Raw genomic sequence first — 24,376 nt, 5'->3', positions numbered from 1 at the left:
TCGAGCAACTGCACGCCCGACGCCAGGTCAATTCGCGAGCACCATCCTGTCCACCCCGAGGGGGTCACTCCCGAGGCCTCACTGCACGACCGGCCCCCTTCCGGGCCGTCCGGGGATAAGCGAAAGAATTCGATCCGAGATACCGCCATCAACTGTCAGGCTCTGCCCGGTCACGTATGCCGCGCCCGCGCTAGCGAACCATGCAACGACCGCACCTATCTCCTGCGCCGTACCAATGCGCCCAATCGGCACCAACGACAGGCGTTGATCGAGTATCGCGTCGTCCTGATAGACCGCCTCCGTCAGAGGCGTACGAATCATGCCCGGACACACGGTGTTGACGCGGATCCGGTCGACCGCCCACTCCTGTGCAAGTTGGCGGCATAACATGATGAGTGCAGCCTTTGATGCCGAGTACGCGCCGTAGCCGGGATGGGGCAATAAGCCCGACATCGAGGCCACCGCGGTGATGCTTCCCCCCGTGCGCATCAGTTGTGGTCGTGCGGCTTGCGATAGCAGGAAGCACGATCTGGCGTTGAGATTGAAGGTCTTGTCCCACTGGGCCAACGGCAGGTCGGCCAGCTTCCCGGGGCCGGAGGCGCCAGCATTGCATATCAGTGTCGTCAAGTCTCCGCCTTTATTCGACGCCTGCGCGATAAGCGCTGAACACTGCGCGGCATCCGTGATGTCCCCCGTGACGCCGCTTGCAGTAGCACCCGCGGCGCAAAGCTCCTCGAGCAGGCCATCGAGCTTTTTGCCTCCTTGCGAGGCGGCGGCGCTGATGTGTATCGGTGCGCCGTCCTCGCGCGCCTGCTTGATCAGCGCAAAGCAGATTCCACGACCTATGCCGCCGGTGGCGCCAGTGACAAGGGCATGAACGGGAGGCAGATGGAATGTTTCGGTTTTCATGAGGCCTATTGGAAGTAGTGCCGGATAGTCGACGCGATCCCGCTAGAAAGGCTTGTGCGCTGGCGGGGAGGCAACAGGGCGTCCAATCCTTCCTCCGCAATGCCTGAAGCAATGGTGAGTGGTGGACCTTCTGCATTGAGTCGGGCCCCCGGAACTTGGCGCCGAATCTCGGCAATGAACTCTTCCACGGTAGCCGATTCCCCAACCAGGTTGCCTACATTGGCGCCCTGCGTCGGCGTCAGCAACGCTTGTTCAAATGCATGCGCTGCGTCCTCGACGAAGATCAGGCCCGATGCGCCGGTGTAGCCGATCGTGAACGCCTCACCGCGTGCCGCGGCGCGGCACGCGAGGCTGGGACCGGCGCTCACGCCGGTCTCGCGCCCCGGTCCGTAGACGACGAATGGCCGCAGGCCGACGCTCGCCACGCGATGCTCATGCCAGTAGGCACGCGCAGATCCTTCGACCGCCAGCTTGAAGGCACCGTAGTGCGTCGCGGGCATCGGACGCTGCGCATCATCCGGACCATAGACGCCAGCGGAACTCGCGTAGACGAGCTGGCCGATGCCCTGGGCACGCACGGCGTCGAACACGTTGAGCGAACCGATCAGATTGATCTCGGCGCCAAGCACCGGGTTTGCACTGCAGTCCGGTGTCAGCACACCGGCCAGATGAACGACACCGTCGCAGCCGCCCATGGCCTGGCGTACGTCGTCGGCCCGGCGGATGTCACCCACTCGCCAGTCGAGTTCCCGGGCCAGGGAGTCGCCAGCGATGGCGGCCACTGTGCTGCGCCTCTCCTGGACGTCGAAAACGCGCGCCTGAATGCCACGCATGCTCAGGCGACGCACGATCCAGGCGCCAAGAAAGCCGCTGCCGCCCGTGACCAGCACTCTCTTCAACTGTGTTCCTCCGGCAGTCAGCGCCGTCATCCTTGGGCCATCTTGCACAGCGGCGACGGTGGCGGTGTCAGCGAGGCGGGGTAGATGTGCTCGATCACCGGAACGATCGCGCCGTCGACCGACTTGGCACGCGCGACGTAGTTGGGCAGCAAGAGCTGGTTGTCGGCAGCGCGCATTGTGACCTTGCCGTAGATCGTCTCGATCTCCGCGCCGCGGAGTGCCTTGCTGACCTCCGCGGGCTTGACGCTTCCGGACTTCCTCACGCCCTCGAACATGACCTGCATGCCGTTGTAGGCCTGACCTTCGTTGTCGGTGGGGACACGGTTGAACTTGGCCTTCCAAGCCGCGACGAACGCCTTGCTGTTCGGGTTGTCGAGCGTCGCTGTGAAGGCGGTGTTGCCGGGAGTTCCTTCGAGCGCCTTTCCGGTCGCATTGATCATGAAGTTCTGAATCAATGCATGGCCGATCAGCTTGGTCTTCGGGATCAGGCCGAACTCCTCCGCCTGCTTGACGAAGGCGATCGCGTCACGGCCGGTCTCTGCAACCCAGATCGCCTCGACGTTGGCGTCCTTCAGTTGCGCGATGTAGGGCGAAAAGTCCTTGGTACCCAGCGGCACGTAGAGGCTCAGCTTGACGCTCTTGCCCGCGGCTTCGGCCGCCTTCTTGAAGGATTCACCCGAATCGCGGCCCCACACGTAGTCGGCGGCGAGTACTGCGAAGCTTTTCTCAGGGAGCCCCTTGGCCCACTCGTTGATCATCGCGATGTCCATCGCGTCTGAATGATTGGTGCGAAAGCTGCGCGGCTTGCAGGTGTCGCCCGTGAGCTTGTCGGACTTGCTGGCCACCACGAAATAGGCAGCATCCCAGCGGTCCAGATTCTGGGCGATCGCCAGCGAGATCGACGACGGGATTGCGCCGATCAGCAGGTTGTTGCCATCGCGCGCAAGCTTTTCGGCCACCCGCCGTCCGGCATCGGGCGTACCTTCGTCATCGCCCTCCTGCACCTCGACCTTCCGGCCGTCGACGCCGCCTTTGCTGTTGGCTTCCTCGATGGCGAACTTGACCGCGCGCATCACCTCCTCGCCCTGCTGGGCGAACACGCCCGACTTGGACGATACGAGGCCGACCTTGACGGGCTCTTTGCCCTGTGCGAGCGCCGCCAGGGGCAGTGCCGCGCCGAGCGCAAGGACGGATGCAGCGCAGAGCTGCAAGAGGGGTTTCTTTGTGGGCATGTGTGTCTCCTGAATCAAACGCCGGAGGCGGTCCGGCGGCCGTAACGAAAGAACGGGGCATCGACCGCCGCAGGCTCAGACCATCACGTGCGCTTCGAGGTCGTGCAGGCCTTCACGGCTGTTGCGGACCGGCCCCTGTGCGACGACCGAGCCCTTCGCCATCGCGTAGTAGCGGCTGGCGACGCGCACCACGAGACTCATGTTCTGTTCGATCAGCAGCAGCGCGGTGCCCTGGCCGGCCACCCGGTTGAAGATGACGGCCAACTGGTCGACGATCACCGGAGCCAGGCCTTCGGTCGGCTCATCCAGCAGGATGAGGGAGGGGTTCGCCATCAACGCGCGGCCCACGGCCAGCATCTGCTGCTGGCCGCCCGAGAGCGCGGTGCCAGGCGTGTGGGAACGCTCCTTCAGGATGGGGAAGAGTTTGTAGATCTCCTGCACGGTCCACGGACCCTTGCGGCCGACGGCAGCGCCGAGTTGCAGGTTTTCCTCGACGCTGAGATTGGCCACGATTCGGCGTCCCTGCGGAACCACAACCACGCCCTGCTGGGCCGCCTGGTAGGTTCGCGGCCGCGCCAGCAACTTCCCGCCGACCTGCACCCGCCCGCTGCGCAATGCTGCCAAGCCAAGGATGGTGTTGACCACCGTTGTCTTGCCCATCCCGTTTCGCCCGACCAGGGCCACGCGCTCGCCCGGGTGCACTGCCAGGCTCAGGTCATGCAGGATGTGGGCCGAGCCGTAGAAGGCGTTGACCTTCTCGAGTTCCAGCAAGGAGCTTGTCATGCCGCGCTCCCCAGGTAGGCTTCTCGCACGCGCGGATCGGCGCGCACGGCGGCCGGTTCGCCACTTGCGATGACGCGGCCGAGCTCGAACACGGTCACCACGTCCGAGATGCCGAACACCACGTCCATGTCGTGCTCGACCAGCAGCACCGAGACGTTCCAGCGCGAGGTCAGCGCCTTGAGATGCTGGGCCAGGTCCAGCGATTCCTTGACCGAGAGACCGGCCATCGGCTCGTCCAGCAGAAGCACGGCAGGCCGGCCGACCAGCGCCAGCGCCAGGTCGAGCCGGCGCTGTTCGCCGTAGCCCAGGTCATCGGCCACGTCGTCGGCGCGCGGGTGCAAATCCAACTCCCTGAGCACTGCCTCGGCGTCGGCCTCGTAACCCTCTGGATTCATGCGGTGCGAGGCCAATTCGACCTGTCGGCGCACCCTCATCTGGCCGAAGATGCTCGTGCGCTGGAAACTGCGTGAGAGCCCGCGCATGCGCCGCTCCACCACACCAAGGGCGGTCACGTCCTGACCGCCCAGCATCACCCTGCCGCGCGTCAGGCGGCGACGACCGGTGATGGCGTCGATCACGGTGGACTTTCCTGCGCCGTTGGGACCGATCAAGCCGCGTATCTGGCCGCGCTCCAAGGTCAGGCCCACGCCGTCCACCGCCTTCACCCCACCATAGTGGATGGCGACATCGTCGGCCTGCAACACATAGTCGTTCATGGTTGTCGTCTCCTCTCTGACTGTCAGTGCACCGAGGCCGGCCGGCCCGGGGCGTCCACCTCGCGGTGCTTGCCCTTGCCCAGGCGCTCGAATGCGCCGGCGATGCCGGTGGGCGAGAACACGATGACGGTGATGAGTGCGACGCCGAAGATCGCCATCCAGTGATTGGCGTAGTCGCCCAGCACATCCTTAAACAGGAAGTACACGATGGCGCCAAGCGGTGGGCCCCACAGCGCCTTGTAGCCGCCCACCACCACCATCATCAACGCCACGCCCGACACGCTCCAATGCAGCGCTTCGGGTGATACGAAGCCGGTGTTCAGCGCCGACAGCAGTCCGGCCAACGCCACCACGGTTGCCGACAACGCATACACGGCGGCGCGCGGCAGCAGCGTGCGCACACCGATGAAGCGGGCGCGCTCCTCGTTGTCTCGGACCGCCTCGGTCACGCTGCCGAAGCGGCTGCGCAGCATTAACGCGAGCGCCAGCATCAGCAGGACCAGGACCGTCCAGCAGATCAGAAAGAGCACCACCGGCTTGTGCAGCAGCGACTGCGGAATTCCGAACAGCGTGGCGGGCCAGTTGACGTTCATGCCGTCGGCTCCGCCAGTCAGTCCACGCGAGCGCGAGGCGGTGAGGAAGAACATCTGGCCGATGGCCAGGGTCATCATGCTGAAGGCAACGCCCGGCACTCTCACGATCACGAGCCCGACGACGAAGGCACAGAGCGCCACCATGGCGAGAGTGCAAAGGATGGCCAGCTCGGCCGGCATCCAGCCCAGTTCCAGCACGATGCCCATCGAGTAGCCGGACAGGCCGAAGAACAGCGCATGGCCAAAGCTGACCATGCCGTTCTGCCGCAGCAGCAGGCCCACGCCCAGGGCAAATACGCCGAAGATGACGGCTTGCGTCAGCAGCGACAACACGGTGCCCGAGCCGACCAATGCGGCCACGACCCCGCCTGCTGCCAGCGCACCGGCGGCGCTCGTTCCCAATCGAAGCTTTGTCATTGCGATGTCTCCAGGTTGTGCGACTCAGGTACGGCTGCCTGCGAAGCCCGATGGCTTCCAGATCAGCACCGCGACCATGATCACGAAGGGCAACACCGCGGACAGATCAGGCACGTACACGGCGCCGAGCGCCTGCACCATGCCCAGCACCATCGCGGCAACGAAGGCGCCTGCCAGCGACCCGAGGCCGCCAACAACCACCACGACGAAGGAATCGATGATCACGTCGCTGCTCATCGAGGGCGACAGCGACAGGAAAGGCGCGGCCACGACGCCGGCCAGGCCCGCGAGGGCTGTGCCCAGGCCGACCACCCCCGCGCTGAGAAGGTCGGTGTTGATGCCCTGCATGGCCGTCGTGGTGGGGTCGGTACTGGCAGCCCGCACGAACAGGCCGATCTTGGACATGCGCAGCCAGGCGGTCAGCCCGAGCGCTACCAGCGCGCCGACGCCGATCACGGCCAACCGGTAGGCCGGCAGCTGCGTGCCCAGGAAATCCAACGACGTGGCCAGCGCGCTCGGCATGGTCACCGTGAGATTGCTCTTCCCCCACACCGTCTGGACGAAGTCCTCGATGATCAGGAGCAGGCCGAAGGTCACCAGGACCACCGTGAGCGGGTCGCGATCCTGCAGCAGGCGAAAGCCATAGCGGTCCAGCAACACGCCGAACAGCGCCATGATGGCAGGAGCCGCCAACAGTGCCACCCAGAAATTGCTGTGCAGCGCGATCGAGTAGCCCAGGTACGCGCCCAGCATATAGAGCGAGCCATGGGCGAAGTTCACGACGCGGCGCAGTCCGTAGATGAGCGCCAGGCCGGAACACATCACGACAAGCAATGCGCCGTATACGAGGCCGTTGAAGATGTTGATGGTGAGCATGGGTTCGCCTCCTGGGTGTGTTTGAGTCAGAGTGCGGGCATCGCACTTTCGGGGGCGCCGAAGGCGGACCAGCCTCCGTCCACCGGCAGCACTGCGCCAGTGACGTAACTGGCTTGCGGCGAGGCAAGGAAGGCGATGGCCTCGGCGACCTCGGCCGGTTCGGCCATGCGGCCCAACGGCGTGCGGTGCGCGATGGCAAGGCCATCGATCGCGCGCTCGCGCACCAATCGCGCCACCATCGCCGTGCGCACATAGCCGGGCGCCACGGCGTTGACACGCACGCCCTCGCGCGCCCATTCGCTGGCCAATGCGCGCGTGAGCCCCACGACGCCGGTCTTGGCGGCACAGTAAGCGTTGCGGCCGGGGATACCACCCAAGCTGGCAATCGAACCCAAGTTGACGATGGCGCCGCGGTTGCCTCGGCCGTCGCGCGGCTGCTCTTGCATGACTCGCAGCGTGGCCTGGCTCATCAGGAAGGTGCCGCGCAGATGCACAGCCAGCACCCGATCGAAAGCTTCGATCGATTGCGTGAGGGTCGGACGGGTCTGGTCGCCGATGCCGGCGTTGTTCACGAGTGCATCGATTCGGCCCATGTCCGCGGCGACGGCGGCAATGGCAGCGTCCGCACTGGAGGCATCGGTCACGTCGCAGGCCCGGCCAAGGTGGCCCTGCCCGAGTTCGCCGGCGCGCGCCTCCACCGCCTCGGTCCGCAGGTCGAGCAGCGCGACGCGCCAGCCGTCACTGGCAAGGCGCTGCGCCGTGGCCCAGCCGATGCCATCGGCGGCGCCCGTAATGACCGCGACGCGTTGGACGGATGGTGCAGGCGGAGGCTCGTCCGATTCCGGCATCAAATCCGGGCGTTTGGCTTGCATTCTCTTTGTCTCCTGTTCGGTCTCGTGCAGGCCGTTCAACTCGGCGCCGCGATAGGCAATGATGTTTTGCCGAGCCTCGCCGTCAGTCGACGATTGCGGCTGAAAGCAGGACTTTTCGTGCGCGCTCGAGTCAGGTTTTCCCTAAGTGAGCGCCGCTACGCGCAACGGCATGCCGTGCCGCGAGGTAGGCGAAAACGAGGCCGGGGCCGAGGGTGATGCCAGGGGCGACATAGACGCCGCCCATGATCGAGTGCATGTCGTTGCCGACCGCGTACAGGCCGGGAATCGGTCGATCGTTCTCGCCCAGCACCTGCGCGTCGGCATCGGTCGCCAAGCCGGTGGAAGCACCGATGTCGCCGGGGTAGAGCCGTATCGCGTAGTAAGGCGCCCGCTTCAACGGCCCGATGTTCGGGTTCTTGCCGCTCCACGCGGCATCGCCGATGTTCTGCTGGTAGGCCGTCTCGCCTCTCTGGAAGTCAGGGTCGACGCCCGTTTCCGCGTAGCTGTTGATCGCGGCAACGCTGGCCTTCAGGCCGGCGGCATCGATACCGAGCTTGGCCGCCAATTCATCAAGCGTCTTGCCCCGCGTGAGATAGCCGTCGGCAAGGAACGGCGCGAGGCCCTTGCCGCCGGGGCGCACCATGCCGATCCCGTACTTTCGCAATGCCTCGGCGTCGCAGACCAAGCAGGCTGGAATCGACGGCGACACTTCGTGTGCCGTCTGCATCGCCAACCCGAACAGGTGGTATGAAGTGCTTTCGTTGACGAAGCGCCGGCCCGCTTGATTCACGGTCAGCATGCCAGGCTTGGCGCGGTCCATCACGAAATGCGGGAACGACGCCATGCTGCCATCTGCGCGCTGGCGCAGCGACACGGGCGCCCAGAATGCGTGCGACAGGCCGCCATTTCCGTAGCGCGCACCGAGCTTGCGCACCAGATCGTGCGCGGCACCCGTGTGGCCTGGCGCGGCCGGGCTCCAGTCCGGCTCGATGCCCGGCAGCAGGGTCCTGCGCAGGTCGGCGTGGCGATTGAAGCCCCCGCTGGCCAGAATGACGCCGCCGTCGACGCGCACCCTGCGCCGCTCGCCGTTCTGCTCCAGCGTGACGGCATCGATGGCGCCCTCCCCGTTCGCTTCACGATCGATGCCTTCGATCGATGTGTTCAGCGCGAGCGTGACGTTGTCGTGCTGCGCCAGCGAATACAGCAAGCGCCCGATCAACGCATTGCCCATGACCAGGCGCGTGCCGCGCGGATGGGTCAGCCGGTCTTTCGCATGACGCGAAATGATCTTGGCCGAATGCTTGAATGACGCCATCGATCGAGTCATGCCAAGCAAGTGGTTGATGTCGTTGCGATCGACCATCATCCCGCCCAAGACCGTGAACTCGGGGATCGGCGGCCGCACCAAGGACAGGAGCGGGCCGAGCTTGCGGCCATCGAAGGGCAGCGGCTCGAGCGCACGGCCGTTGAGGGTTGAACCGCCAAGGTCGGAGATGTAGTCGGGATGCTTCGGGTACGGCCGGTACTTGACTTCGGAATGCATTTCGATCTGCTTGACCGCCTGCGCGCCGTTGTCCAGGAAGGCCTGCCGCATAGACGCCGGCGTGCGCTCGCCGATTGCATTTGTCAGATAGCGTGCGGCGTCCTCCAGCGTGTCCGTCGGATTCACGGAGGCCGCGTGATGCGTGCCGGGCACCCACGTTGTCGCGGCGGAGCGAGCAGTGGTGCCGCCAACATACTCCGTGCGTTCGACAAGCAAGACCTTCTTGCCATCGATCGCAGCATAGAGCGCAGCCGCCATGCCGGCGCCGCCGGCGCCGATCACAACGATGTCGTAGCGGGCACCGTCGTGAACAGCGGCGAGGTCGTTCTGGCAAATCCGCATCTCAGTGCTCCACCACGTGATCGCGTGACCCGCGACGCATGAAACCGGCGCAGCCAAATGCCAGGGATACCGCGGAACCGGCTTTGCCGGGCCGCTGGTATCGCCCCCTCGAGGGGCTGAGGTCCGCGGCTCCAAGCCTGCCTGCGCAGGCTTGGACGGACTCGAAGAGCCGCTGCCTCTGGCAGCGACTCGGGGCGCCGCAGGCGCTTCGGGGGTTTTTCATCCTAGACCTCGAGGAGGAAGTCGACCATCAGGTCGCTCACCTTCGCGAACATGTCAACGCCGGTCAGGGTGGGACAGCCCTGGGCGCGTGCCGCGGCGATGAGTGCCGAGATGGCCGGCGCGGTAATGACGCAGCCCACGAATGTGTTGGCGGCAAGCTTGTCCGTGGCCAGCGGCAGTGGATCGGTGTCTTTCATGCCAACGGGCGTCGCGTTGATCACGATGTCGTAGCCGGCCGGATCGGCCGAGCCCTCGTGGACCGGGCACTTGTCCAGGCCGCCCAGCCGCGCCACCAGCGCGTGGCGGCGCTGCGCGTCTTCGTCGTGAATGGCGAGCGCGCTCACGCCCGCCATCACCAGTGCATGAGCAATCGCCGAGCCGGCACCGCCCGCGCCGACCAGCAAGGCTTTCTTGCCTTCGGGCGCGCAACCCTTGTCGCGCAGGGCGGCGACGAAACCCAAGCCATCGAACATGTCGCCGTGCCAGCTGCCGTTCGCATTGCGGCGCATGGTGTTCGCGGTATGCAGAAATGCCGCCCGCTCCGAGGACGTGGCGCACAGGTCGAAGCAGGCGAACTTGTGCGGCACCGTGACGATGATGCCGTCGACGTTCTTGGACAGCGAGACGCCGGCCAGCCAGGCGGCAAGGTCGGCAGGTGAAACGTGCGCCGGCATGACCATGGCGTTGCGCCCGCGGTCTTGATAGGCCCGCGTCACAGCGGCCGGTGACTTCACTTGCGCGATCGGGTCTCCGACGATGAAGTGGACGCGTGTGGCGCCGTCGAGAGTCATGGTGATGTTTCCTGCGAACGGGATCGGTTGGGGCTGATCGTAGGTGAAAATGGAATTGTGTTCAAGTATTGAACGTAATTCTTTTTTTCGTTAGGATCGCGCCATGCCCTCTACGCCCTCTCGCGGATCCGTCGACAACTGCGACCTGCTCGTGATCGGGTCTGGCGCCGGGGGCCTTTCCGCCGCAGTGACAGCGGCGCACCTCGGGCTCAAGGTGCTGGTGGTGGAGAAGGAGGCGCAGTACGGCGGCACCACCGCCTGGTCTGGCGGCTGGATGTGGATTCCGCGGAATCCGCTGGCAATCGCCGCCGGCATCGACGAAGACATCGGCAAGCCGCTGTCCTACCTGCGCCATGAACTCGGCGCTCGGTTCGACGAGTCGCTCGCCCGCGCCTTCCTGGAGAACGGCCCGCGAATGGTCGAATTCTTCAGTTCGCGCACCGCACTGCAGTTCATCGACGGCAACGGGGTTCCCGACTTCCACGGCCGGACGGTCGACGCCGCGACCGGCGGCCGCTCGCTCTGCGCCGCGCCCTTCGACGGACGGCGGCTTGGCGACCACATCACACAACTCAAGCCCCCGCTGGAGGAAACGACCTTGTGGGGCATGGGTATCGCGTCCGGTGAGTTGCGCCACTTCCTCAACGCGATGCGATCCGCGGCGTCGTTCCGTCATGTGACAAGGCGCGTACTGAGCCACTGGCGCGATCTGCTGGCGCATCGGCGCGGCATGCGCCTCGTGAATGGCAACGCCCTGGTGGCGGGCCTGGCCGCTTCGGCGTTCGACGCCGGTGTCGAGATCCGCGTCGGAAGCCCGGCGCTTCGGCTGTTGAAGCGCGATGGCCGCGTGGCCGGTGCCTTGATCGCTACGCCAGCGGGCGAAGTCGACATCTGGGCCACCCGCGGCGTGATGCTGGCTTGCGGAGGTTTCCCTCATGATGTGCAGCGCAAGAGGGTGCTGCTTGCGCACGCCCGAACCGGCCATGCACATTGGTCGGCTGCGTCACGCGGCAATACCGGGGATGGCCTGCGCCTGGGCGAAGCGGCGGGCGGTGTGGTGGCGACGGATCTGGCGCACGCCGCGGCGCTGGCGCCGGTGTCCCTGGTGCCAAGGGCCGATGGCACGGTGACGCACTTCCCTCACCTGATCGAGCGCGCCAAACCCGGGTTGATCGCGGTGACGCGCGCCGGCCGGCGCTTCACGAACGAAGCCGATTCGTACCACGACTTCATGTGCGACCTGCTGGCCGCCACTCCCGCCGGCGATCCCGTCGAAGCCTGGTTGGTCTGCGACCACGGCTTCCTTCGCCGCTACGGGCTTGGCGCCGTCAAGCCCGCACCCATGCCGCGCGGGCGCTTGCTTCGCAATGGCTACTTGAAGCGCGGCCGTACGCTCGACGAACTGGCCGGCGTGTGCGGCATCGACGCGCCAATGCTTCGAGCCACCGTGCTGCGCTACAACGCGCAAGCGATGGACGGCCAGGACGCTGACTTCCGAAAGGGCGAAACGCCCTACAACCGCCTCCAGGGCGACGTGGCTGCTGGCCATCCCAATCCCTGCATGGCCCCGCTCCTGAAGCCGCCGTTCTACGCCGTCAAGATCTTGCCGGGCAGCCTCGGTACCTTCGCAGGTCTGCAGGTCAACGCCAACGCGCAAGTGCTGGATGCGCAAGGCAATCCGATCGCCGGGCTCTATGCAGGCGGCAACGACATGAACAGCGTGATGGGGGGGCGCTATCCCAGCGGCGGCATCACGCTCGGCCCAGCCATGACCTTTGGCTTCATCGCCGCGCACCACGCCGCGACATCCAGAACCACAGGCCGTGCAGCCCCCTCGCGTGGGGAGCGCGAGCACGCGTGCATTGATCCCGAACTTTGAGGAACCGCCATGTACTACGAACTCACCACCATGACCCTGCCCATGGGCACTGCCGCACAGGCGGCAGCCAACGTGCAGGCCTTCGCCGCGGCGAACCAGGCCCGCGGCGAGTTTCTCGCCTGCTGGTCGACTGACATCGGCCCACTCAACCAGATGATCGTCATGCGCGGCTTCGACGACCTGGCCACGCTGCAGCTCGAACGCGATCGCACGCAACGTGACGCAAGCCCGTTCGGCTGCGGTGACATCTTCCAAGGCATGGAGCAGCACAGCTACCAGGGCTTCAGCTGGATGAAGCCGGTGCGCCCCAGCACCGAATCGGGTATCGGCGGCCCGGTGTATGAGATACGCACTTACGGGATCAAGCCGGGCGGCGTTCAGCCGACCCTGGATCTGTGGCAGCAGTACCTGCCTGCGCGAGAAGAGATTTCGCCCTGCGTGGTGGCGATGGTCGGGCTCGACGGTCCCCTGCGTTTCACCAACATCTGGGCCTACCCGACACTCGACGCGCGCAGCAAGGCACGCGCCGAGGCGGTCGCACAAGGGATCTGGCCGCCCAAAGGCGGACCTGCGCACCTGACGACGCAAATGACCTCGATCATCGCGTTGCCGACTGTGGTCTCGCCGTTGAAGTGAGTCGGAGAAACACATCGTGTCGCGCGTTCATTCCTTGGCCTACCTCAGCTCCTGCATGCTCTCTCCGTCGCAAGCCGTGCGCCTCGCTGCGCAGCTTGGCTATGATCATGTGGGCCTTCGCCTCCTGCCCAATGCAGCCGGCGCGCAGCAGCAATTCCTGATCGACCGCCCCGAGCAGATGCGCGAAACCGTCTCAGTACTCCGCGATACGGGCGTCGGCGTGTTCGACCTCGAGATCATTCGGATCGGCGAAGGCTTCGAAGCTCGAAGCTTCCTTGCGCTGCTGGAAACCGGCGCGGCACTGTGTGCGAAGGCCGTGCTGGTGGCCGGCGATGACCCGAACCAGGCGCGCCTCAGCGAAGGCTACGCTCGCCTGTGCGAATTGATGCGTCCCTACGGCATGACCGCCGACCTGGAGTTCATGCCCTGGACAGCGGTGCCCGACGTCAAGGCCGCGCTGCGGGTCATACAGGCCGCAGACAACCCGGCCAACGCCGGCATCCTGGTCGACGCATTGCACTTTGACCGCTCCGACACCACGCTGGAAGAAATCCGGGCCATTCCGCGTTCGCTGCTGCACTACGCGCAAATCTGCGACGCGCCGACCCAGGCTCAGCACGGCAGGCCATTCGCCATCGAAGAAATGATCCATACCGCACGCTGCGAGCGCTTGCAGCCCGGCGAGGGCGGCATCGACTTGCAAGGGCTGTTCCACGCCTTGCCGGCCGACCTGCCCATCAGCGTAGAAGTCGTTCACCTCGAGCGAATGGCCGAAGTGGGCCAGACCGAATGGGCGCGGCAATGCCTGGCTCACAGCCGCCCGTTCACCGATCCGAAGAACTGAGCAGCATCCTCCCCGAAACACATCATCCAGAGAGACAAGCAACCATGGACTTCGCCCTCAACGACGAGCAACGAATGATGATCGACACGGTGCGTCGATTCATCGCCGAAGAACTTCGCCCCCTCGAAGAAGAACTGGAGAACCAGGGCCGTCTTGACGACGCCAAGGCTGCCGCCGTCCATCAAAAGTCAAAGGAACTCGGCCTGTATGCACTGAACATGCCCACCGAACTGGGCGGAGGCGGCCTCTCCAACCTCGACCGCATCCTGTGCGAGGAGCAATTCGGGCATACCAGCGACTACCTGATTCGCCGAGCCTTTGGCAATGTGTACGAGCCGCTGCTGCACTGCAAGGGCGCGCAGGTGGAGCGATGGCTTCTACCCTCGGTGAAAGGAAAGCGAACCTGCGCCATCACCATCACGGAATCGGGCGCCGGCTCGGACGCCGCGGGCATCAAGACCCACGCGAAGAAGACCGACAACGGCTGGGTGCTCAACGGCAGCAAGCACTTCATCAGCGATGGCGAATGGAGCGATTTCTTCCTCGTCTCGGCGAAGACCGGCGAGAAGGAGATATCGATGTTCATGGTCGACAAGGGCCTGGCCGGCTTCACCGTCGGCAAGGACCAGAAGATGATGGGCATCCGCGGCACACCGCACCTGGAACTCTTCTTTGACAACGTGGCACTCGAGGACGAGGCGTTGCTCGGCGAAGCCGGTCAAGGTTTCAAGCTCGCCATGGGCGCTCTCAACGTGGTGCGGCTGGCGCAAGTTGGCGCTCGCGCGGTCGGCAAAGCCACGCATGTCTGCGAACTGATGGTGGGCTACGCCAACGAGCGCAGGCAGTTCAACACCCGCATCGGCGACTTCCAAATGGTTCAGCAGATGATTGCGGACAGCGTGATCGAGATCAACGCCGCGCGGTGGATGGTCTACCACGCCGCCTGGATGCTCGATCAGGGCCTGGATGCACGAGAACAGATCGCCATGGTCAAGGTCCTCGCGGCCGAGACGCTGGGTCGTGTGGTGGATCGAGCGGTTCAGGTCTTCGGCGGCATGGGATTCTGCAAGGAGTTGCCGATCGAACGCTATTACCGCGACGCGCGCATTTATCGCATCTTCGACGGCACCAGCGAGATTCACCGCGGCGTCATCGCCAAGAGCGCCCTGCGCAAGGGTGCGCAGCTGTTCGACGTGAACCGGTGAAAGCCATGAACAACGAAAAATTCATGACGGCTGCGCAGGCCGCAGCGCTGATCCGCGACGGCGACACGGTTGGCTTGATGGGCGGCGGTGGCGGCCTGATGGAAGCCACCTGCCTGTTCGAAGCCGTCCAGGCCCGGTACCTCGCCACGCAGCATCCGCGACGCCTGACCATGATTCACGCGCTGGGCATCGGTGACAAGAAGACCAAGGGGATGAACTGCTTTGCGCACGAAGGATTGGTCGCGCGCGTGATCGGCGGACATTGGGTCTGGTCGCCCGCGATGCAGAAGCTCGCGGAAGACGAAAAGATCGAGGCCTACATCCTGCCAGGCGGCGTCTCCAGCCAGCTGATGCGCGAGATCGGCGCCGGCCGCCCCGGCCTGTTCACCCATGTCGGCCTGGGCACCGTGTGCGACCCGCGCCAGGGCGGCGGCAGGATGAATGCATCGGCGAAGGAAGACCTGTCGGAGGTGGTGCAGATGGACGGGCGCGAATACTTGCGCTACAAGCCCTTTCCGATCCACGTCGCGCTGGTACGCGCCAGCGCGGCCGACGAAGACGGCAACATCAGCTTTGAGCACGAAGCGGCCAACCTCGATGCCCAATCGCTGGCGCTGGCGGCTCGCAACAGCGGCGGCAAAGTCATCGTGCAGGTCAAGGAGCGGCTGGCGCACGGCGCACTGAAGGCGCGTGAGGTGCGGATCCCAGCCGCCTGGGTCGATGCCATCGTGGTCGATGCCGAGCAGCGAGCCAGCTACGACATACCCTTCGACCCAGCCCTCAGCGGTGAGCTGTCCGGCGCCGAACGCCTCGCCAGCGAACGGCGCGACCACGAAGCCGAGAAGGCGGCGGCGGCCGAGGCATTCGGCGAACGCCAGGCCATCGCACGCCGAGCCGCATTGGAGCTGTTCAACACCGGAAAGCTCCGACCGGTCGTGAACTACGGCGTGGGCGTGCCCGATGCCGTGGCCAAACTGATCGCCTCGCGCGGCGAAATGGGCCGCATCTACCAGACGATCGAGCACGGGACCTACGGCGGCACCCTGCTTGACGGCGTGCTCTTCGGCTACGCGCGCAACGCCAGCGCCATGCTCGACGCGGCCACGCAGTTCGATTTCTACGCTGGCGGCGGCCTGGACATCGCCTTCCTGGGCTTCGGAGAGTTCGACGCCCAGGGGAGCGTCAATGCATCGCGGCTGGGCGGATTGACGGTCGGCCCCGGAGGATTCATCGACATCGCGCAGAACGCGCGCAAGGTCGTGTTCTGCGGCACCTTCGCGGCCAAGGGCGTCAAACTGGAAACCGGCGATGGACGGATGCAGGTACGCCAACAAGGCAGCGTGCGAAAGGTCGTCGCGCAAGTGGAGCAGATCACCTTCAGTGGGCCTCAAGCCCTCCAGCGCGGGCAGCAGGTGCTGTTCCTGACCGAGCGCGCCAGCTTTCGGTTGACGCGACAGGGCATCGAGCTGTTTGAGCTTGCGCCGGGCATCGACCTGCAGCGCGACGTGCTTGACCAGATGGGGTTCACGCCGAGGATGGCGCACGAAGTCGAGATCATGGCCGCGAAGCACTTTCTGGCATCGGAAGCCTAGATGGGCTGCAACCACCAGCCGGGGAGATCCACCCGCTTGATCAGCCGCGTTTCCTGAGCGGTGATCAGGTGGCCCGACGCCGCCAGGTAGGCGGGGAAATCCGGGTGCGCATCGCGGGCCTGGCACCGGCGCTCGTAGTCCGCCAGATCGTCATAGCCCCAAAGGTGAACGAACTGATTCTGCGGTCCGACCCATGCGGTGTAGAAGCCGACCGGATGGCCGAGCGTCTCCAGCAGAACCGGCATGGCGAGCCGGTTGAAAACCTCCAGAAACTCGGGCATCTTGCGCAGCGCGATGGTGTAGATGCGGTGATCGACGAGTGGCTTGTTGATCGCGTTCATCAGACAACCTCGACGCTGTGCGCTGAGATGCGCGCATCCATGCCTGCAGATGTCCGGCCACCGCCTTTGCGCGCTGCTGCCCTGTCGGCAATGTGATTGCCGGTCACGAAACCGAAAGTCATGTTCGGGCCGTGCGTGATGCCGGCCCCGGGGTAGTTTCCGCCCATCACGCTGGCGCGGTCGTTGCCGACGGCATACAGCCCTGGAATTGGCGTGCCGTCGCGCTTGAGCACTTCGCCGACCACGCTCGTCCTGATGCCGTCGAAAGTGCCGAGGTCTCCCATGATGAGCTTGACGGCGAAGAAAGGCCCCTTCTCGACCGGCGCCACGCACGGGTTCGGCTTGTTCTCGGGGTCTGCCAGATAGCGGTTGAACGAGGTGGTGCCGCGGCCGAACTCCGGGTCCTCACCCTTGACCGCGCCGACGTTGAACGCGCGCACCGTCGCCTCCAGACCCGCCGGGTCGATGCCGGCGTTTCTCGCGAGTTCGGACAGCGTCGCCCCTCGGATCAGATAGCCGCTGCGAAGGTGTTTTCCGATTGGCATGGGCGCAGGCTTGACGAAGCCGATGCCGTACCTGCCGAGCGTCTCCTTGTCACACACCAGCCACATCGCTGTCTCTTTCTGCCCGGCGCAGGCGCGCACCATGGCCGCGCCCACGTCGTGGTAGGAGTTCGATTCATTCGTGAAGCGCTTGCCGTTCTTCAACACACCGATGACGCCCGGCTTGTAGCGGTCCAGCAGGTGCGGGAACACGCCGATTTCGCCTTTGCCATAGTCCACGCGGGACACCGGCATCCAAGCCGCGCTGTCTGCGAAGCGGATGTCGGCCGTGCCGCCGGCGGCCTCAGCCATCGCGAGGCCGTCGCCGGTGTTGCCGACAGGCGTAGGCGACAGGTGCTCTGCGCCGCGCTGAACGTGTGGATAGGCCTTGGCGATGCGTTGAATGTCGTGCGGAAATCCGCCGCAGGCCAGTACCACGCCATGGCGTGCGGTGATCCGGCAGTCGCCCTGCGGGCCTGTCGCAAGCACGCCGACCGCTTTGCCGCCTTCGAGCAGCACCTGCTTCGCGGGTGAGCTCGTGAGGATCCGGATGCCCAGATCCAGTGCAGATTTCGCCAGACGTGCCGCCAGCGCATTGCCGCTGGTCACGTTGATGCCGCGACGGTAGAGCAGCAATTCCTTCATGTGCGTTGCGAGTCGCCGGGCGACGTACAGGAAAGAGGTCAGCGACTTCGTCGCCTGGAAGAAGTGTTTGAGGTCGGCGTTCGACGAGTTGAACATCATGCCCATGAACGTGATGGTCTTGAGCGGGGGTTTCAAGCGCGCCATGTCCTTGCCAAGACCGCGGATGTCGTAGGGGGCCGCCAGGATCGAGCGACCGATGTCTGCACCGCCCGGGGCATCGGGGTGGTAGTCGGGATAGAGTGTCGGCACGAACTTCATGTCGGTCTCGCGTTCGAAGAACTCGACCATCCGCGGGCCGAAGTCGAGGAACGCTTCGACCGCGGCTTCGTCGTAGAACGCGCCCGTCTCCTGCATCATGTAGGTTCGCACGGCCTCCCGCGTGTCGGCCGGATTCTGCTTGCGGCCATGCGGGCCCATCGGAATCCACAGCACGCCCCCGGAAAGTGCGGTGGTGCCGCCGAACACCGGCTCCTTCTCCAGCACCACCACATCGAGGCCGCGCTTTCTTGCCGTGATGGCGGTGGCAAGGCCGGCCGCGCCGGAGCCGATCACGATCAGATCGCACTTGAAGTCTTGGGACATTTTCTCGATCTCCGTTCGCGGGTTCAGTGGACGACAGCGTTGTTGAATCCGGGGCGCGGGACCATGTCCATCAACATGGAGGACATGCCACCGTCGACCGAAAGCTCAGCGCCGTTCACGTACGCCGAGCGCGGGCTGGCAAGAAATAGCGCCACGTCGGCGATGTCTTGCGGCTCCCCGATCCGGCGGCTGGCGGTCACGGCGGCGCGACGGGCCTCGAAGCCGGCCTGCTCGTAGAAGCCGGCCGAAAGCGCCGTTCGGATCATTCCGGGACATATGGCGTTGCTGCGCACGCCTTCGGGCCCCCACTCCACCGCCATCTGGCGCGACATCAGCAGCACGCCCGCCTTGCTGGCGCTGTAGGCGCCGCTGCCCGTCTGCGGAAAGAGGGCCGAGATGGAAGCCACATTGACGATGCTGCCGCACCCGGCCTCTCGCATGGGCTCTGCGAAGGCCCGTGCGCACAGCAGGTAGCCCGTGAGGTTGACCGACAGGACATGGTTCCAGTCGGCGAGGCTCACATCCGCCAACCCCCCCGGGCGCAGCAGGCCGGCGTTGTTGACAAGGACTCGGCAGTTGCCGAGTTCGGCCCGCACGTGCTGCGCAGCGGCCTCCACGCTGGCCTCGTCCGCGATGTCGCAGCGCACGGCCAGACCGGAGGCGCCGAGTTCCGAGGCCACGCCCTGTGCCCCCGCAAGATCGCGATCGAGCAGCGCGACCTTTGCGCCTGCCTGCGCCAGGCTGCGGGCGACGGCAGCGCCGATGCCGCTGGCGGCGCCGGTCACGACGCACACCTGTCCTTCCAGGCCGAGCCAGTGCGGCCGAGAGTTGGGGGTCATGAGGTCTCCTTTTTTTGAAGACCAAATTGTTGGCATGCCCGCGCTGACTGGTTTTGACGAATCCAGCAAATGTCAGGACAATTCGTGCAGGCTTCGACGGAAATCACATGGCGCGGGACATTCCGAACTACTCCCTCTACGGGGATCAAGCTCTGCCAGCCTGGCAGAGCTTCTTCGATTTCGAATGGATCCCGGAGCGCTCGCTCCCTTACAACTGGGAGATCCGACCCCACACGCACGATGCATTCATCCAGATCCTTTGCCTGACGCAGGGCTCGGTCGAAGTGCTGCTCGATCAGGCACGGATCCAGCTGGCGTCGCCCTGCATTCTTCTGATTCCTGCACAAACCGTGCATGGATTTCACTTTTCTCCCGACGTCGACGGCCCGGTGATCACGGCTGCACAACGCCCCCTGGAATCCTTGGCCGGCGTCCTCATGCCGGAGTTGCTGCAGACGGTCCACAAGCCGGGCGCCACCGCTCTGCCAAGCGAACGCGACATTGAAGAACTCATGCCACTCTTCCTGGCGATCGAGCGCGAGAGTCGCTTCCACGCCACCGGGCATGTGGCGGCGGGCATGTCACTGTTGATCGCCCTGCTCGTGAAGATTGCACGACTGCAGGCTATCCAGGCGACGGAACCCGTGCGGCTCGCTTCACGCAAGGCCGTGCAGATCGAAAAGTTCCGGGCCCTCGTCGACCGGCATTTCAAGGAGCACCTCCCGATGCAGGCGTACGCATCGCAGCTGGGCGTCACACCGGGCCAGCTGACACGTCTCTGCCGCGACGCACTGGGCATGTCTGGCTTGGAAGTGGTGCAAGCCCGATTGATCCACGAGGCCCAGCGGGAACTCGTCTATACCGCGAGCAGCGTCCGCCAGTTGGCCGACGGGCTCGGCTTTGCGGACGAGGCCTACTTCAGTCGATTCTTCCGCAAGCGAACCGGCATGACGCCACGCGAGTTCCGCGCTCGCGCGGCCGAGGCCATGCGCAACCCGGAGCGAACGCTCAAGCCGTAGAGCGAGGACGTCACTGCACGATCCTGCTTCTTGGAATACTATTCAGAAATTAAACTTGATTCCAACACCCGCATCGGGGATCTGACATGTCTTCATCTGCTTGCGAACCTCATACCCGCTTCCCCATCGGCGTGATCGGAGCGGGTGCCATCGGTCGCATGCACATCGAACGTCTTGCGCGACACGACGTGGTCGCGCTGGGCGCCATCGCCGACCCGACCGACGGCGCTCGCCTGCTGGCCGACCGCCTGGCAGTGCCATGGTTCGCCGACTTCCGCGACATGCTTGCACGCGCGCCGATCGAGGGCGCGATCGTCGCCACGCCCAACGCCACCCATGCCGAAATCGGCCTGGCTTGCATCGCCCGCGGGCTTCCCGTCCTGATGGAAAAGCCGGTCGCCGACAACGCCGAAGAAGCGAAGCGCTTGTGCGATGCTGCATCGGCGCACGGCGTGCCGCTGATGGTCGGTCACCAGCGGCGCCACAATCCGATCATGCGTGCGGCCAAGGCGCTCATCGCAGATGGCGTGCTGGGCCGCCCGGTCAGCGTGAACGCGATGGCGACCTGGCTCAAGCCCGACAGCTACTACGACCTGGCTTGGCGGCGGCAGCCGGGCGGAGGCCCGGTGCTGATCAATCTGATTCACGACATCGACATGCTGCGCTACCTGCTGGGCGAAATCGCAGAAGTCCAGGCGCTCACCTCCAACGCCTTGCGCGGCTTCGAGGTCGAGGACACTGCGGCAGTGACGCTGCGATTCGCCAACGGGGCGCTCGGCACGATGTGCGTTTCGGACGCGGCAGTCTCGCCGTGGAACTGGGATCTGGCCGCCGGAGAAGCATCACACTATGCGCAGCAGGACGTGAACTCGCATTTCATCTCCGGCACGGAAGGCTCGCTGACATTGCCGCGGCTCGATGTGTGGCGCTACAGTGGCAGCCGCGGCTGGCACGCTCCGTTGACGCACGAACGCACGGCGGTCCACGCCGCCGACCCCTACACCGAACAACTGCGCCATTTCCGTGCCGTAGCGGAAGGTCAGGAGACGCCGGTGTGCTCGGGGCCCGACGCGTTGCGGACCCTCCAGGCGATCCAGGCTGTGCTTCGGGCGGCGCAGACCCGACAACCGGTAAGCTTGGCCATTTAAACAACCCACGCGCGCCTCGAGGCCGCTGAAGGCAGATCCGAATGTCCGGCGTATTGCAAAGAACCCTGGGTATCCTCGAACGGCTGGCCGCCGACGTCAACGGCGTTTCCCTCGCCACCCTGGCCGATGAGCTGGAGATGCCGCGCAGCGCGGCCCATCGCTTGCTCCTGGAACTTGCAGCGCAAGGATACGTTCGGCAGTCGCGAGAGCGCGGAGACTATGTCTTGACGACAAAACTGGTTTCTCTCGGCCTCAACTACCTGAAGTATTCCGGTGTCGTGGATCTGTGCCAGCCCATCTTGGACCGGCTGGCCGAATCCAGCGGCGAACTGGTGCGCCTCGGCGTGGTGGATGTGGATCACCTGACCTGGGTGGCGCTTTCACAGGGCGCGCGCAGCGGCTTGAAGTACGACCCCGACATGGGAATCGACGCACAGCTGTCTTGTACGTCTTCAGGGCAGTGCTGGCTCGCGACATTGAGCGACGACGATGCAATTGCACTCGTTACCAAACAGGGGCTGGGAAAGCCGGAGCGCTTCGGTCCCAAGGCCCCCCCTTCCATTGCCGCGCTGATGAAGGCGCTACGCCGAATCCGAGCGGATGGCTATGCCATCACGAGCGAGACCTATGTGGAAGGGCTGGCGTCTGTCGCAGTCGCGATCCGGCCTGGCAACAAGGGCGCAGTCGGCGTGTTGGTCATTTCCGGGCCGACCGTCCGCCTGAATGAAAAGAAGCTTCGGGAACTCGCCCCGGCGTTGACGGAGGCCGCTAACGAAATTGCGGCCGTGAGTGCGGCCTCGCCGTTGCTCAATCGCGCCCATGCAGGCGCGGGATACTAAGTTTTCCGAGGGAGCCGACGCAGCGTACTTGTAACATCGATCGGCCTCTTGGCTCCGATCGACTTGCCGAGAGGTGCGGAGCTGGGCCGAGACTAGATGAAAAAAAACGTGCCCACTCTCCGACATTCTCACCAAGCTGCATCGCCGCTCTTGCGCCACGACGCTCCTGGCCCGAAGTACCTGAGCGCCTTGTGACCGAGCGCCGTCACCATGTGGACGCAGGCGGGTTGCGGCCGGGCCGTCCCCAGCGGCGGGAAGCTGCAGATGATGTGGCCAGCCTCATGAAGGATTCGCAGTTCCCGATGGACTGATGGATTGACGATGTCGATCGGCGGTTCGGCATCAGCGAGCGCCTGGAGCAACTCTAGCGGCATCGGCATGGCAGACTCCTCGAACGATGGTCAGCACCTACCCAGACCGGTCGGGAAGGCGGTCCCCGGCATCGGGGAATCCGCTCGGTCAAGAGCGGCGCCTCAGCGTCCCCTACCAGCGCCGGAGACCGCCACATCGCTGTCGAGGTTGTGCGATGGAAAACCGCGTTTGCCACCTCGACTCGAACCCAATCGCCGTTGTGGCCGACAGGGCACCGAAAGAACCTGTCGATGTGCACGACGTAGCGGCCGCGACGTGAAGTCTAGGGCGGGAACCGAAAATTGATAGAAAAACTGGCGCGCCTCAGGCTCGACCTCATCAATAGAGGTGAGGCGCCCTGCTGCCGGCGGCCCAGCCATCAGCAGCCGATCAGGGCCCGGAAGCGGCTTCGCGGGAAGAGGCCCCAAGTGTCGCGTGTCTGGGAAAGCTCGCCATCTGGGACGGCTGGCTCAACAACTTTGACCAGGCTCGCTCACCATAACCCCCAAGAACCGCGGCCTGTAACGGCGCTGTCACAGCGACGCTCTTCAATGCGGGGCACCCCCCACACCCTCAGGAGCTCTCATGTCGCTAAATTCCCGCCGCGGTTTTCTGCGCGGCTCGACCTCGGTTGCCGCCCTCTCGTTCATCGGCACCATGCAGGCGCTGCAAGCTCGAAACGCCAACGCCGCCACCGGCAGCACCGGCCTCGTCGCCAGCCCGTACGGTCCCGTCGCGCCTGCGCTCGATGAAGCCACGGGCCTGCCGCTGCTGCAGCTGCCTGAGGGTTTTGCCTACCGGTCCTACGGCTGGACCGGTGACCCGATGAACAACGGCCAACCCTGCCCGAGCAATCACGACGGCATGGCGGTGATCGCTTCGTACGGTCGCGGCAACAGCGTCGACGTGGTGCTGGTGCGCAACCACGAGCGCGGCCAATCGACAGGCCTGATCCAGGCGCCGGCCATGTACGACACCGCCTCGAGCAGCGTGAACGGTCGATTTGCCGGCGGCGGAACCACCAACCTGCGCTTCAAGGGCCGCCAGTGGCTCGGCATGGAGGCGAGCCTGGGCGGCACCCTCACCAACTGCGCCGGCGGTCCCACGCCCTGGGGCACCTGGCTCAGCTGCGAAGAGACCGGCAGCAACCTCGAGTCGCAAGGCGGCAAGAAGCACGGGTACGTGTTCGAGGTGCGCGCAAACGCGGCCGAGACGACGGGCAAGCCGATCGTCTCGATGGGCCGGTTCAGCCACGAGGCCGTCGCCGTCGACCCGAAGACGCGCTTCGCCTACCTCACCGAGGACAGCCGCAACAAGTCGGGCTTCTATCGTTTCATCCCCAACGATGCGAGCGGCCGCCCGGGCAGCTACGAAGCGGGCGGCAAGCTGCAGATGGCCAAGGTGGTCGGCAAGGCCAACGCCGACCTCAATGTCGCCTCGACCGGCGACACGCACAGCCTCGAATGGGTGGACATCGCCGATCCCGATGCCAACCCGGCGTCGATTGCGCTGCCAGGCTTCGCGGGCACCACATCGGTGGCCGGCCCGTTTGCGCAGGGCTGGGCGCAGGGCGGCTTGCGCATGGCGCGAGGCGAAGGCATCTGGCATCACGACGGCAAGCTGTTCATCGTCGACACCGCGACCGGGGTGAACGACGCGGGCGCGGGCGGCAACGGCGAAGGCGCGGTATGGGAGTACGACCTGGCCACGGGCATGCTT

The 24,376-nt window shown here is 65.3% G+C and carries 23 protein-coding genes; 9 read left to right on the top strand and 14 right to left on the bottom strand.

Annotation, left to right across the window (positions count from 1 at the left end; genetic code table 11):
* Positions 1–78: 78 nt before the first annotated feature.
* The 10 genes from AC1DYK_RS13800 to AC1DYK_RS13755 form a co-directional block, all read right to left on the bottom strand.
* Positions 79–909, bottom strand: a complete 831-nt coding sequence (locus tag AC1DYK_RS13800; RefSeq protein ID WP_478166832.1) for an SDR family NAD(P)-dependent oxidoreductase — start codon at positions 907–909, stop codon at positions 79–81.
* A gap of 5 nt (positions 910–914) precedes the next feature.
* Complete coding sequence (locus AC1DYK_RS13795) at positions 915–1,838, bottom strand: NAD-dependent epimerase/dehydratase family protein (RefSeq protein ID WP_478166831.1); 924 nt, start codon at positions 1,836–1,838, stop codon at positions 915–917.
* Positions 1,835–3,040: an ABC transporter substrate-binding protein gene (locus AC1DYK_RS13790; protein ID WP_478166830.1), complete on the bottom strand. Its 1,206-nt coding sequence runs from the start codon at positions 3,038–3,040 to the stop codon at positions 1,835–1,837. Before AC1DYK_RS13790 ends, AC1DYK_RS13795 begins: the two co-directional genes overlap by 4 nt.
* Before the next feature lie 75 nt (positions 3,041–3,115).
* The gene (locus AC1DYK_RS13785) at positions 3,116–3,823 is read right to left on the bottom strand and encodes an ABC transporter ATP-binding protein (RefSeq protein ID WP_478166829.1); all 708 of its coding nucleotides are present in this window, start codon (positions 3,821–3,823) and stop codon (positions 3,116–3,118) included.
* Complete coding sequence (locus AC1DYK_RS13780; protein ID WP_478085360.1) at positions 3,820–4,539, bottom strand: ABC transporter ATP-binding protein; 720 nt, start codon at positions 4,537–4,539, stop codon at positions 3,820–3,822. Before AC1DYK_RS13780 ends, AC1DYK_RS13785 begins: the two co-directional genes overlap by 4 nt.
* A 23-nt stretch (positions 4,540–4,562) precedes the next feature.
* Complete coding sequence (locus AC1DYK_RS13775) at positions 4,563–5,549, bottom strand: branched-chain amino acid ABC transporter permease (protein WP_478166828.1); 987 nt, start codon at positions 5,547–5,549, stop codon at positions 4,563–4,565.
* A gap of 24 nt (positions 5,550–5,573) precedes the next feature.
* Positions 5,574–6,425 (bottom strand): branched-chain amino acid ABC transporter permease, encoded by an 852-nt coding sequence (locus tag AC1DYK_RS13770; protein ID WP_478166827.1) that lies wholly within the window; start codon positions 6,423–6,425, stop codon positions 5,574–5,576.
* Between the two features lie 26 nt (positions 6,426–6,451).
* Complete coding sequence (locus tag AC1DYK_RS13765) at positions 6,452–7,297, bottom strand: SDR family NAD(P)-dependent oxidoreductase (protein WP_478166826.1); 846 nt, start codon at positions 7,295–7,297, stop codon at positions 6,452–6,454.
* Positions 7,298–7,427: 130 nt separating this feature from the next.
* Entirely contained in the window at positions 7,428–9,182 is a 1,755-nt protein-coding gene (locus tag AC1DYK_RS13760) for an FAD-dependent oxidoreductase (RefSeq protein WP_478166919.1), read from the bottom strand.
* Between the two features lie 224 nt (positions 9,183–9,406).
* The gene (locus tag AC1DYK_RS13755) at positions 9,407–10,195 is read right to left on the bottom strand and encodes a shikimate dehydrogenase family protein (protein WP_478166825.1); all 789 of its coding nucleotides are present in this window, start codon (positions 10,193–10,195) and stop codon (positions 9,407–9,409) included.
* A gap of 103 nt (positions 10,196–10,298) precedes the next feature.
* Here AC1DYK_RS13755 and AC1DYK_RS13750 point away from each other — a divergent pair, with 103 nt between their 5' ends.
* The 5 genes from AC1DYK_RS13750 to AC1DYK_RS13730 are packed head-to-tail and all read left to right on the top strand — an operon-like array spanning position 10,299 to position 16,351.
* The gene (locus tag AC1DYK_RS13750) at positions 10,299–12,074 is read left to right on the top strand and encodes an FAD-dependent oxidoreductase (protein ID WP_478166824.1); all 1,776 of its coding nucleotides are present in this window, start codon (positions 10,299–10,301) and stop codon (positions 12,072–12,074) included.
* A 9-nt stretch (positions 12,075–12,083) separates the two neighbouring features.
* Complete coding sequence (locus AC1DYK_RS13745; RefSeq protein ID WP_478166823.1) at positions 12,084–12,710, top strand: NIPSNAP family protein; 627 nt, start codon at positions 12,084–12,086, stop codon at positions 12,708–12,710.
* A 34-nt stretch (positions 12,711–12,744) separates the two neighbouring features.
* Positions 12,745–13,554: a sugar phosphate isomerase/epimerase family protein gene (locus AC1DYK_RS13740; protein ID WP_478166822.1), complete on the top strand. Its 810-nt coding sequence runs from the start codon at positions 12,745–12,747 to the stop codon at positions 13,552–13,554.
* Positions 13,500–14,759: an acyl-CoA dehydrogenase family protein gene (locus tag AC1DYK_RS13735; protein WP_478166821.1), complete on the top strand. Its 1,260-nt coding sequence runs from the start codon at positions 13,500–13,502 to the stop codon at positions 14,757–14,759. The genes AC1DYK_RS13740 and AC1DYK_RS13735 overlap by 55 nt, the downstream gene beginning before the upstream one ends.
* Positions 14,760–14,764: 5 nt before the next feature.
* Positions 14,765–16,351, top strand: coding sequence for an acyl CoA:acetate/3-ketoacid CoA transferase (locus AC1DYK_RS13730; RefSeq protein WP_478166820.1), 1,587 nt, complete (start codon positions 14,765–14,767; stop codon positions 16,349–16,351).
* Here AC1DYK_RS13730 and AC1DYK_RS13725 read toward each other — a convergent pair.
* From AC1DYK_RS13725 to AC1DYK_RS13715, 3 genes are read right to left on the bottom strand one after another with little or no spacing between them, the layout of a single operon-like run.
* Entirely contained in the window at positions 16,348–16,692 is a 345-nt protein-coding gene (locus AC1DYK_RS13725; RefSeq protein WP_478166819.1) for an NIPSNAP family protein, read from the bottom strand. The two genes, AC1DYK_RS13730 and AC1DYK_RS13725, sit on opposite strands and share 4 nt — an antisense overlap.
* Positions 16,692–18,461, bottom strand: coding sequence for an FAD-dependent oxidoreductase (locus tag AC1DYK_RS13720; protein ID WP_478166818.1), 1,770 nt, complete (start codon positions 18,459–18,461; stop codon positions 16,692–16,694). The genes AC1DYK_RS13725 and AC1DYK_RS13720 overlap by 1 nt, the downstream gene beginning before the upstream one ends.
* Before the next feature lie 23 nt (positions 18,462–18,484).
* On the bottom strand, positions 18,485–19,300 hold the full coding sequence (locus AC1DYK_RS13715; protein WP_478166817.1) for an SDR family NAD(P)-dependent oxidoreductase: 816 nt from the start codon (positions 19,298–19,300) through the stop codon (positions 18,485–18,487).
* 107 nt (positions 19,301–19,407) lie between these two features.
* On the opposite strand from AC1DYK_RS13715, the gene AC1DYK_RS13710 reads away from it, so the two are divergent.
* The 3 genes from AC1DYK_RS13710 (at position 19,408) to AC1DYK_RS13700 (ending at position 22,306) form a co-directional block, all read left to right on the top strand.
* Positions 19,408–20,319 carry a helix-turn-helix domain-containing protein gene (locus AC1DYK_RS13710; protein WP_478085338.1) on the top strand — a complete coding sequence of 304 codons (912 nt, stop codon included), beginning with the start codon at positions 19,408–19,410 and terminating at the stop codon, positions 20,317–20,319.
* 86 nt (positions 20,320–20,405) lie between these two features.
* The gene (locus AC1DYK_RS13705) at positions 20,406–21,467 is read left to right on the top strand and encodes a Gfo/Idh/MocA family protein (RefSeq protein WP_478166816.1); all 1,062 of its coding nucleotides are present in this window, start codon (positions 20,406–20,408) and stop codon (positions 21,465–21,467) included.
* A 41-nt stretch (positions 21,468–21,508) separates the two neighbouring features.
* Positions 21,509–22,306 carry an IclR family transcriptional regulator gene (locus AC1DYK_RS13700; RefSeq protein ID WP_478166815.1) on the top strand — a complete coding sequence of 266 codons (798 nt, stop codon included), beginning with the start codon at positions 21,509–21,511 and terminating at the stop codon, positions 22,304–22,306.
* A 128-nt stretch (positions 22,307–22,434) separates the two neighbouring features.
* On the opposite strand, the gene AC1DYK_RS13695 is transcribed toward AC1DYK_RS13700, so the two are convergent.
* Complete coding sequence (locus AC1DYK_RS13695; protein WP_478166814.1) at positions 22,435–22,686, bottom strand: hypothetical protein; 252 nt, start codon at positions 22,684–22,686, stop codon at positions 22,435–22,437.
* Between the two features lie 556 nt (positions 22,687–23,242).
* On the opposite strand from AC1DYK_RS13695, the gene AC1DYK_RS13690 reads away from it, so the two are divergent.
* On the top strand, positions 23,243–24,376 hold a 1,134-nt coding region (locus tag AC1DYK_RS13690; protein ID WP_478166813.1), incomplete at its 3' end, for a PhoX family protein.

It is taken from the genome of Variovorax sp. P2_H12 (genome assembly GCF_056403395.1).
This window is presented reverse-complemented; position numbering and strand designations above follow the sequence as displayed.

Bases quoted from the DNA above. Each gene is read 5' to 3' on its own strand.
- AC1DYK_RS13710 (WP_478085338.1), top strand. From the start codon at position 19,408: ATGGCGCGGGACATTCCGAACTACTCCCTCTACGGGGATCAAGCTCTG.
- AC1DYK_RS13750 (WP_478166824.1), top strand. From the start codon at position 10,299: ATGCCCTCTACGCCCTCTCGCGGATCCGTCGACAACTGCGACCTGCTC.
- AC1DYK_RS13795 (WP_478166831.1), bottom strand. From the start codon at position 1,838: ATGACGGCGCTGACTGCCGGAGGAACACAGTTGAAGAGAGTGCTGGTC.
- AC1DYK_RS13735 (WP_478166821.1), top strand. From the start codon at position 13,500: ATGGGCGCGGCAATGCCTGGCTCACAGCCGCCCGTTCACCGATCCGAA.
- AC1DYK_RS13775 (WP_478166828.1), bottom strand. From the start codon at position 5,549: ATGACAAAGCTTCGATTGGGAACGAGCGCCGCCGGTGCGCTGGCAGCA.
- AC1DYK_RS13725 (WP_478166819.1), bottom strand. From the start codon at position 16,692: ATGAACGCGATCAACAAGCCACTCGTCGATCACCGCATCTACACCATC.
- AC1DYK_RS13720 (WP_478166818.1), bottom strand. From the start codon at position 18,461: ATGTCCCAAGACTTCAAGTGCGATCTGATCGTGATCGGCTCCGGCGCG.
- AC1DYK_RS13700 (WP_478166815.1), top strand. From the start codon at position 21,509: ATGTCCGGCGTATTGCAAAGAACCCTGGGTATCCTCGAACGGCTGGCC.
- AC1DYK_RS13770 (WP_478166827.1), bottom strand. From the start codon at position 6,425: ATGCTCACCATCAACATCTTCAACGGCCTCGTATACGGCGCATTGCTT.
- AC1DYK_RS13730 (WP_478166820.1), top strand. From the start codon at position 14,765: ATGAACAACGAAAAATTCATGACGGCTGCGCAGGCCGCAGCGCTGATC.
- AC1DYK_RS13760 (WP_478166919.1), bottom strand. From the start codon at position 9,182: ATGCGGATTTGCCAGAACGACCTCGCCGCTGTTCACGACGGTGCCCGC.
- AC1DYK_RS13745 (WP_478166823.1), top strand. From the start codon at position 12,084: ATGTACTACGAACTCACCACCATGACCCTGCCCATGGGCACTGCCGCA.
- AC1DYK_RS13755 (WP_478166825.1), bottom strand. From the start codon at position 10,195: ATGACTCTCGACGGCGCCACACGCGTCCACTTCATCGTCGGAGACCCG.
- AC1DYK_RS13780 (WP_478085360.1), bottom strand. From the start codon at position 4,539: ATGAACGACTATGTGTTGCAGGCCGACGATGTCGCCATCCACTATGGT.
- AC1DYK_RS13765 (WP_478166826.1), bottom strand. From the start codon at position 7,297: ATGCAAGCCAAACGCCCGGATTTGATGCCGGAATCGGACGAGCCTCCG.
- AC1DYK_RS13785 (WP_478166829.1), bottom strand. From the start codon at position 3,823: ATGACAAGCTCCTTGCTGGAACTCGAGAAGGTCAACGCCTTCTACGGC.
- AC1DYK_RS13800 (WP_478166832.1), bottom strand. From the start codon at position 909: ATGAAAACCGAAACATTCCATCTGCCTCCCGTTCATGCCCTTGTCACT.
- AC1DYK_RS13695 (WP_478166814.1), bottom strand. From the start codon at position 22,686: ATGCCGATGCCGCTAGAGTTGCTCCAGGCGCTCGCTGATGCCGAACCG.
- AC1DYK_RS13790 (WP_478166830.1), bottom strand. From the start codon at position 3,040: ATGCCCACAAAGAAACCCCTCTTGCAGCTCTGCGCTGCATCCGTCCTT.
- AC1DYK_RS13705 (WP_478166816.1), top strand. From the start codon at position 20,406: ATGTCTTCATCTGCTTGCGAACCTCATACCCGCTTCCCCATCGGCGTG.
- AC1DYK_RS13715 (WP_478166817.1), bottom strand. From the start codon at position 19,300: ATGACCCCCAACTCTCGGCCGCACTGGCTCGGCCTGGAAGGACAGGTG.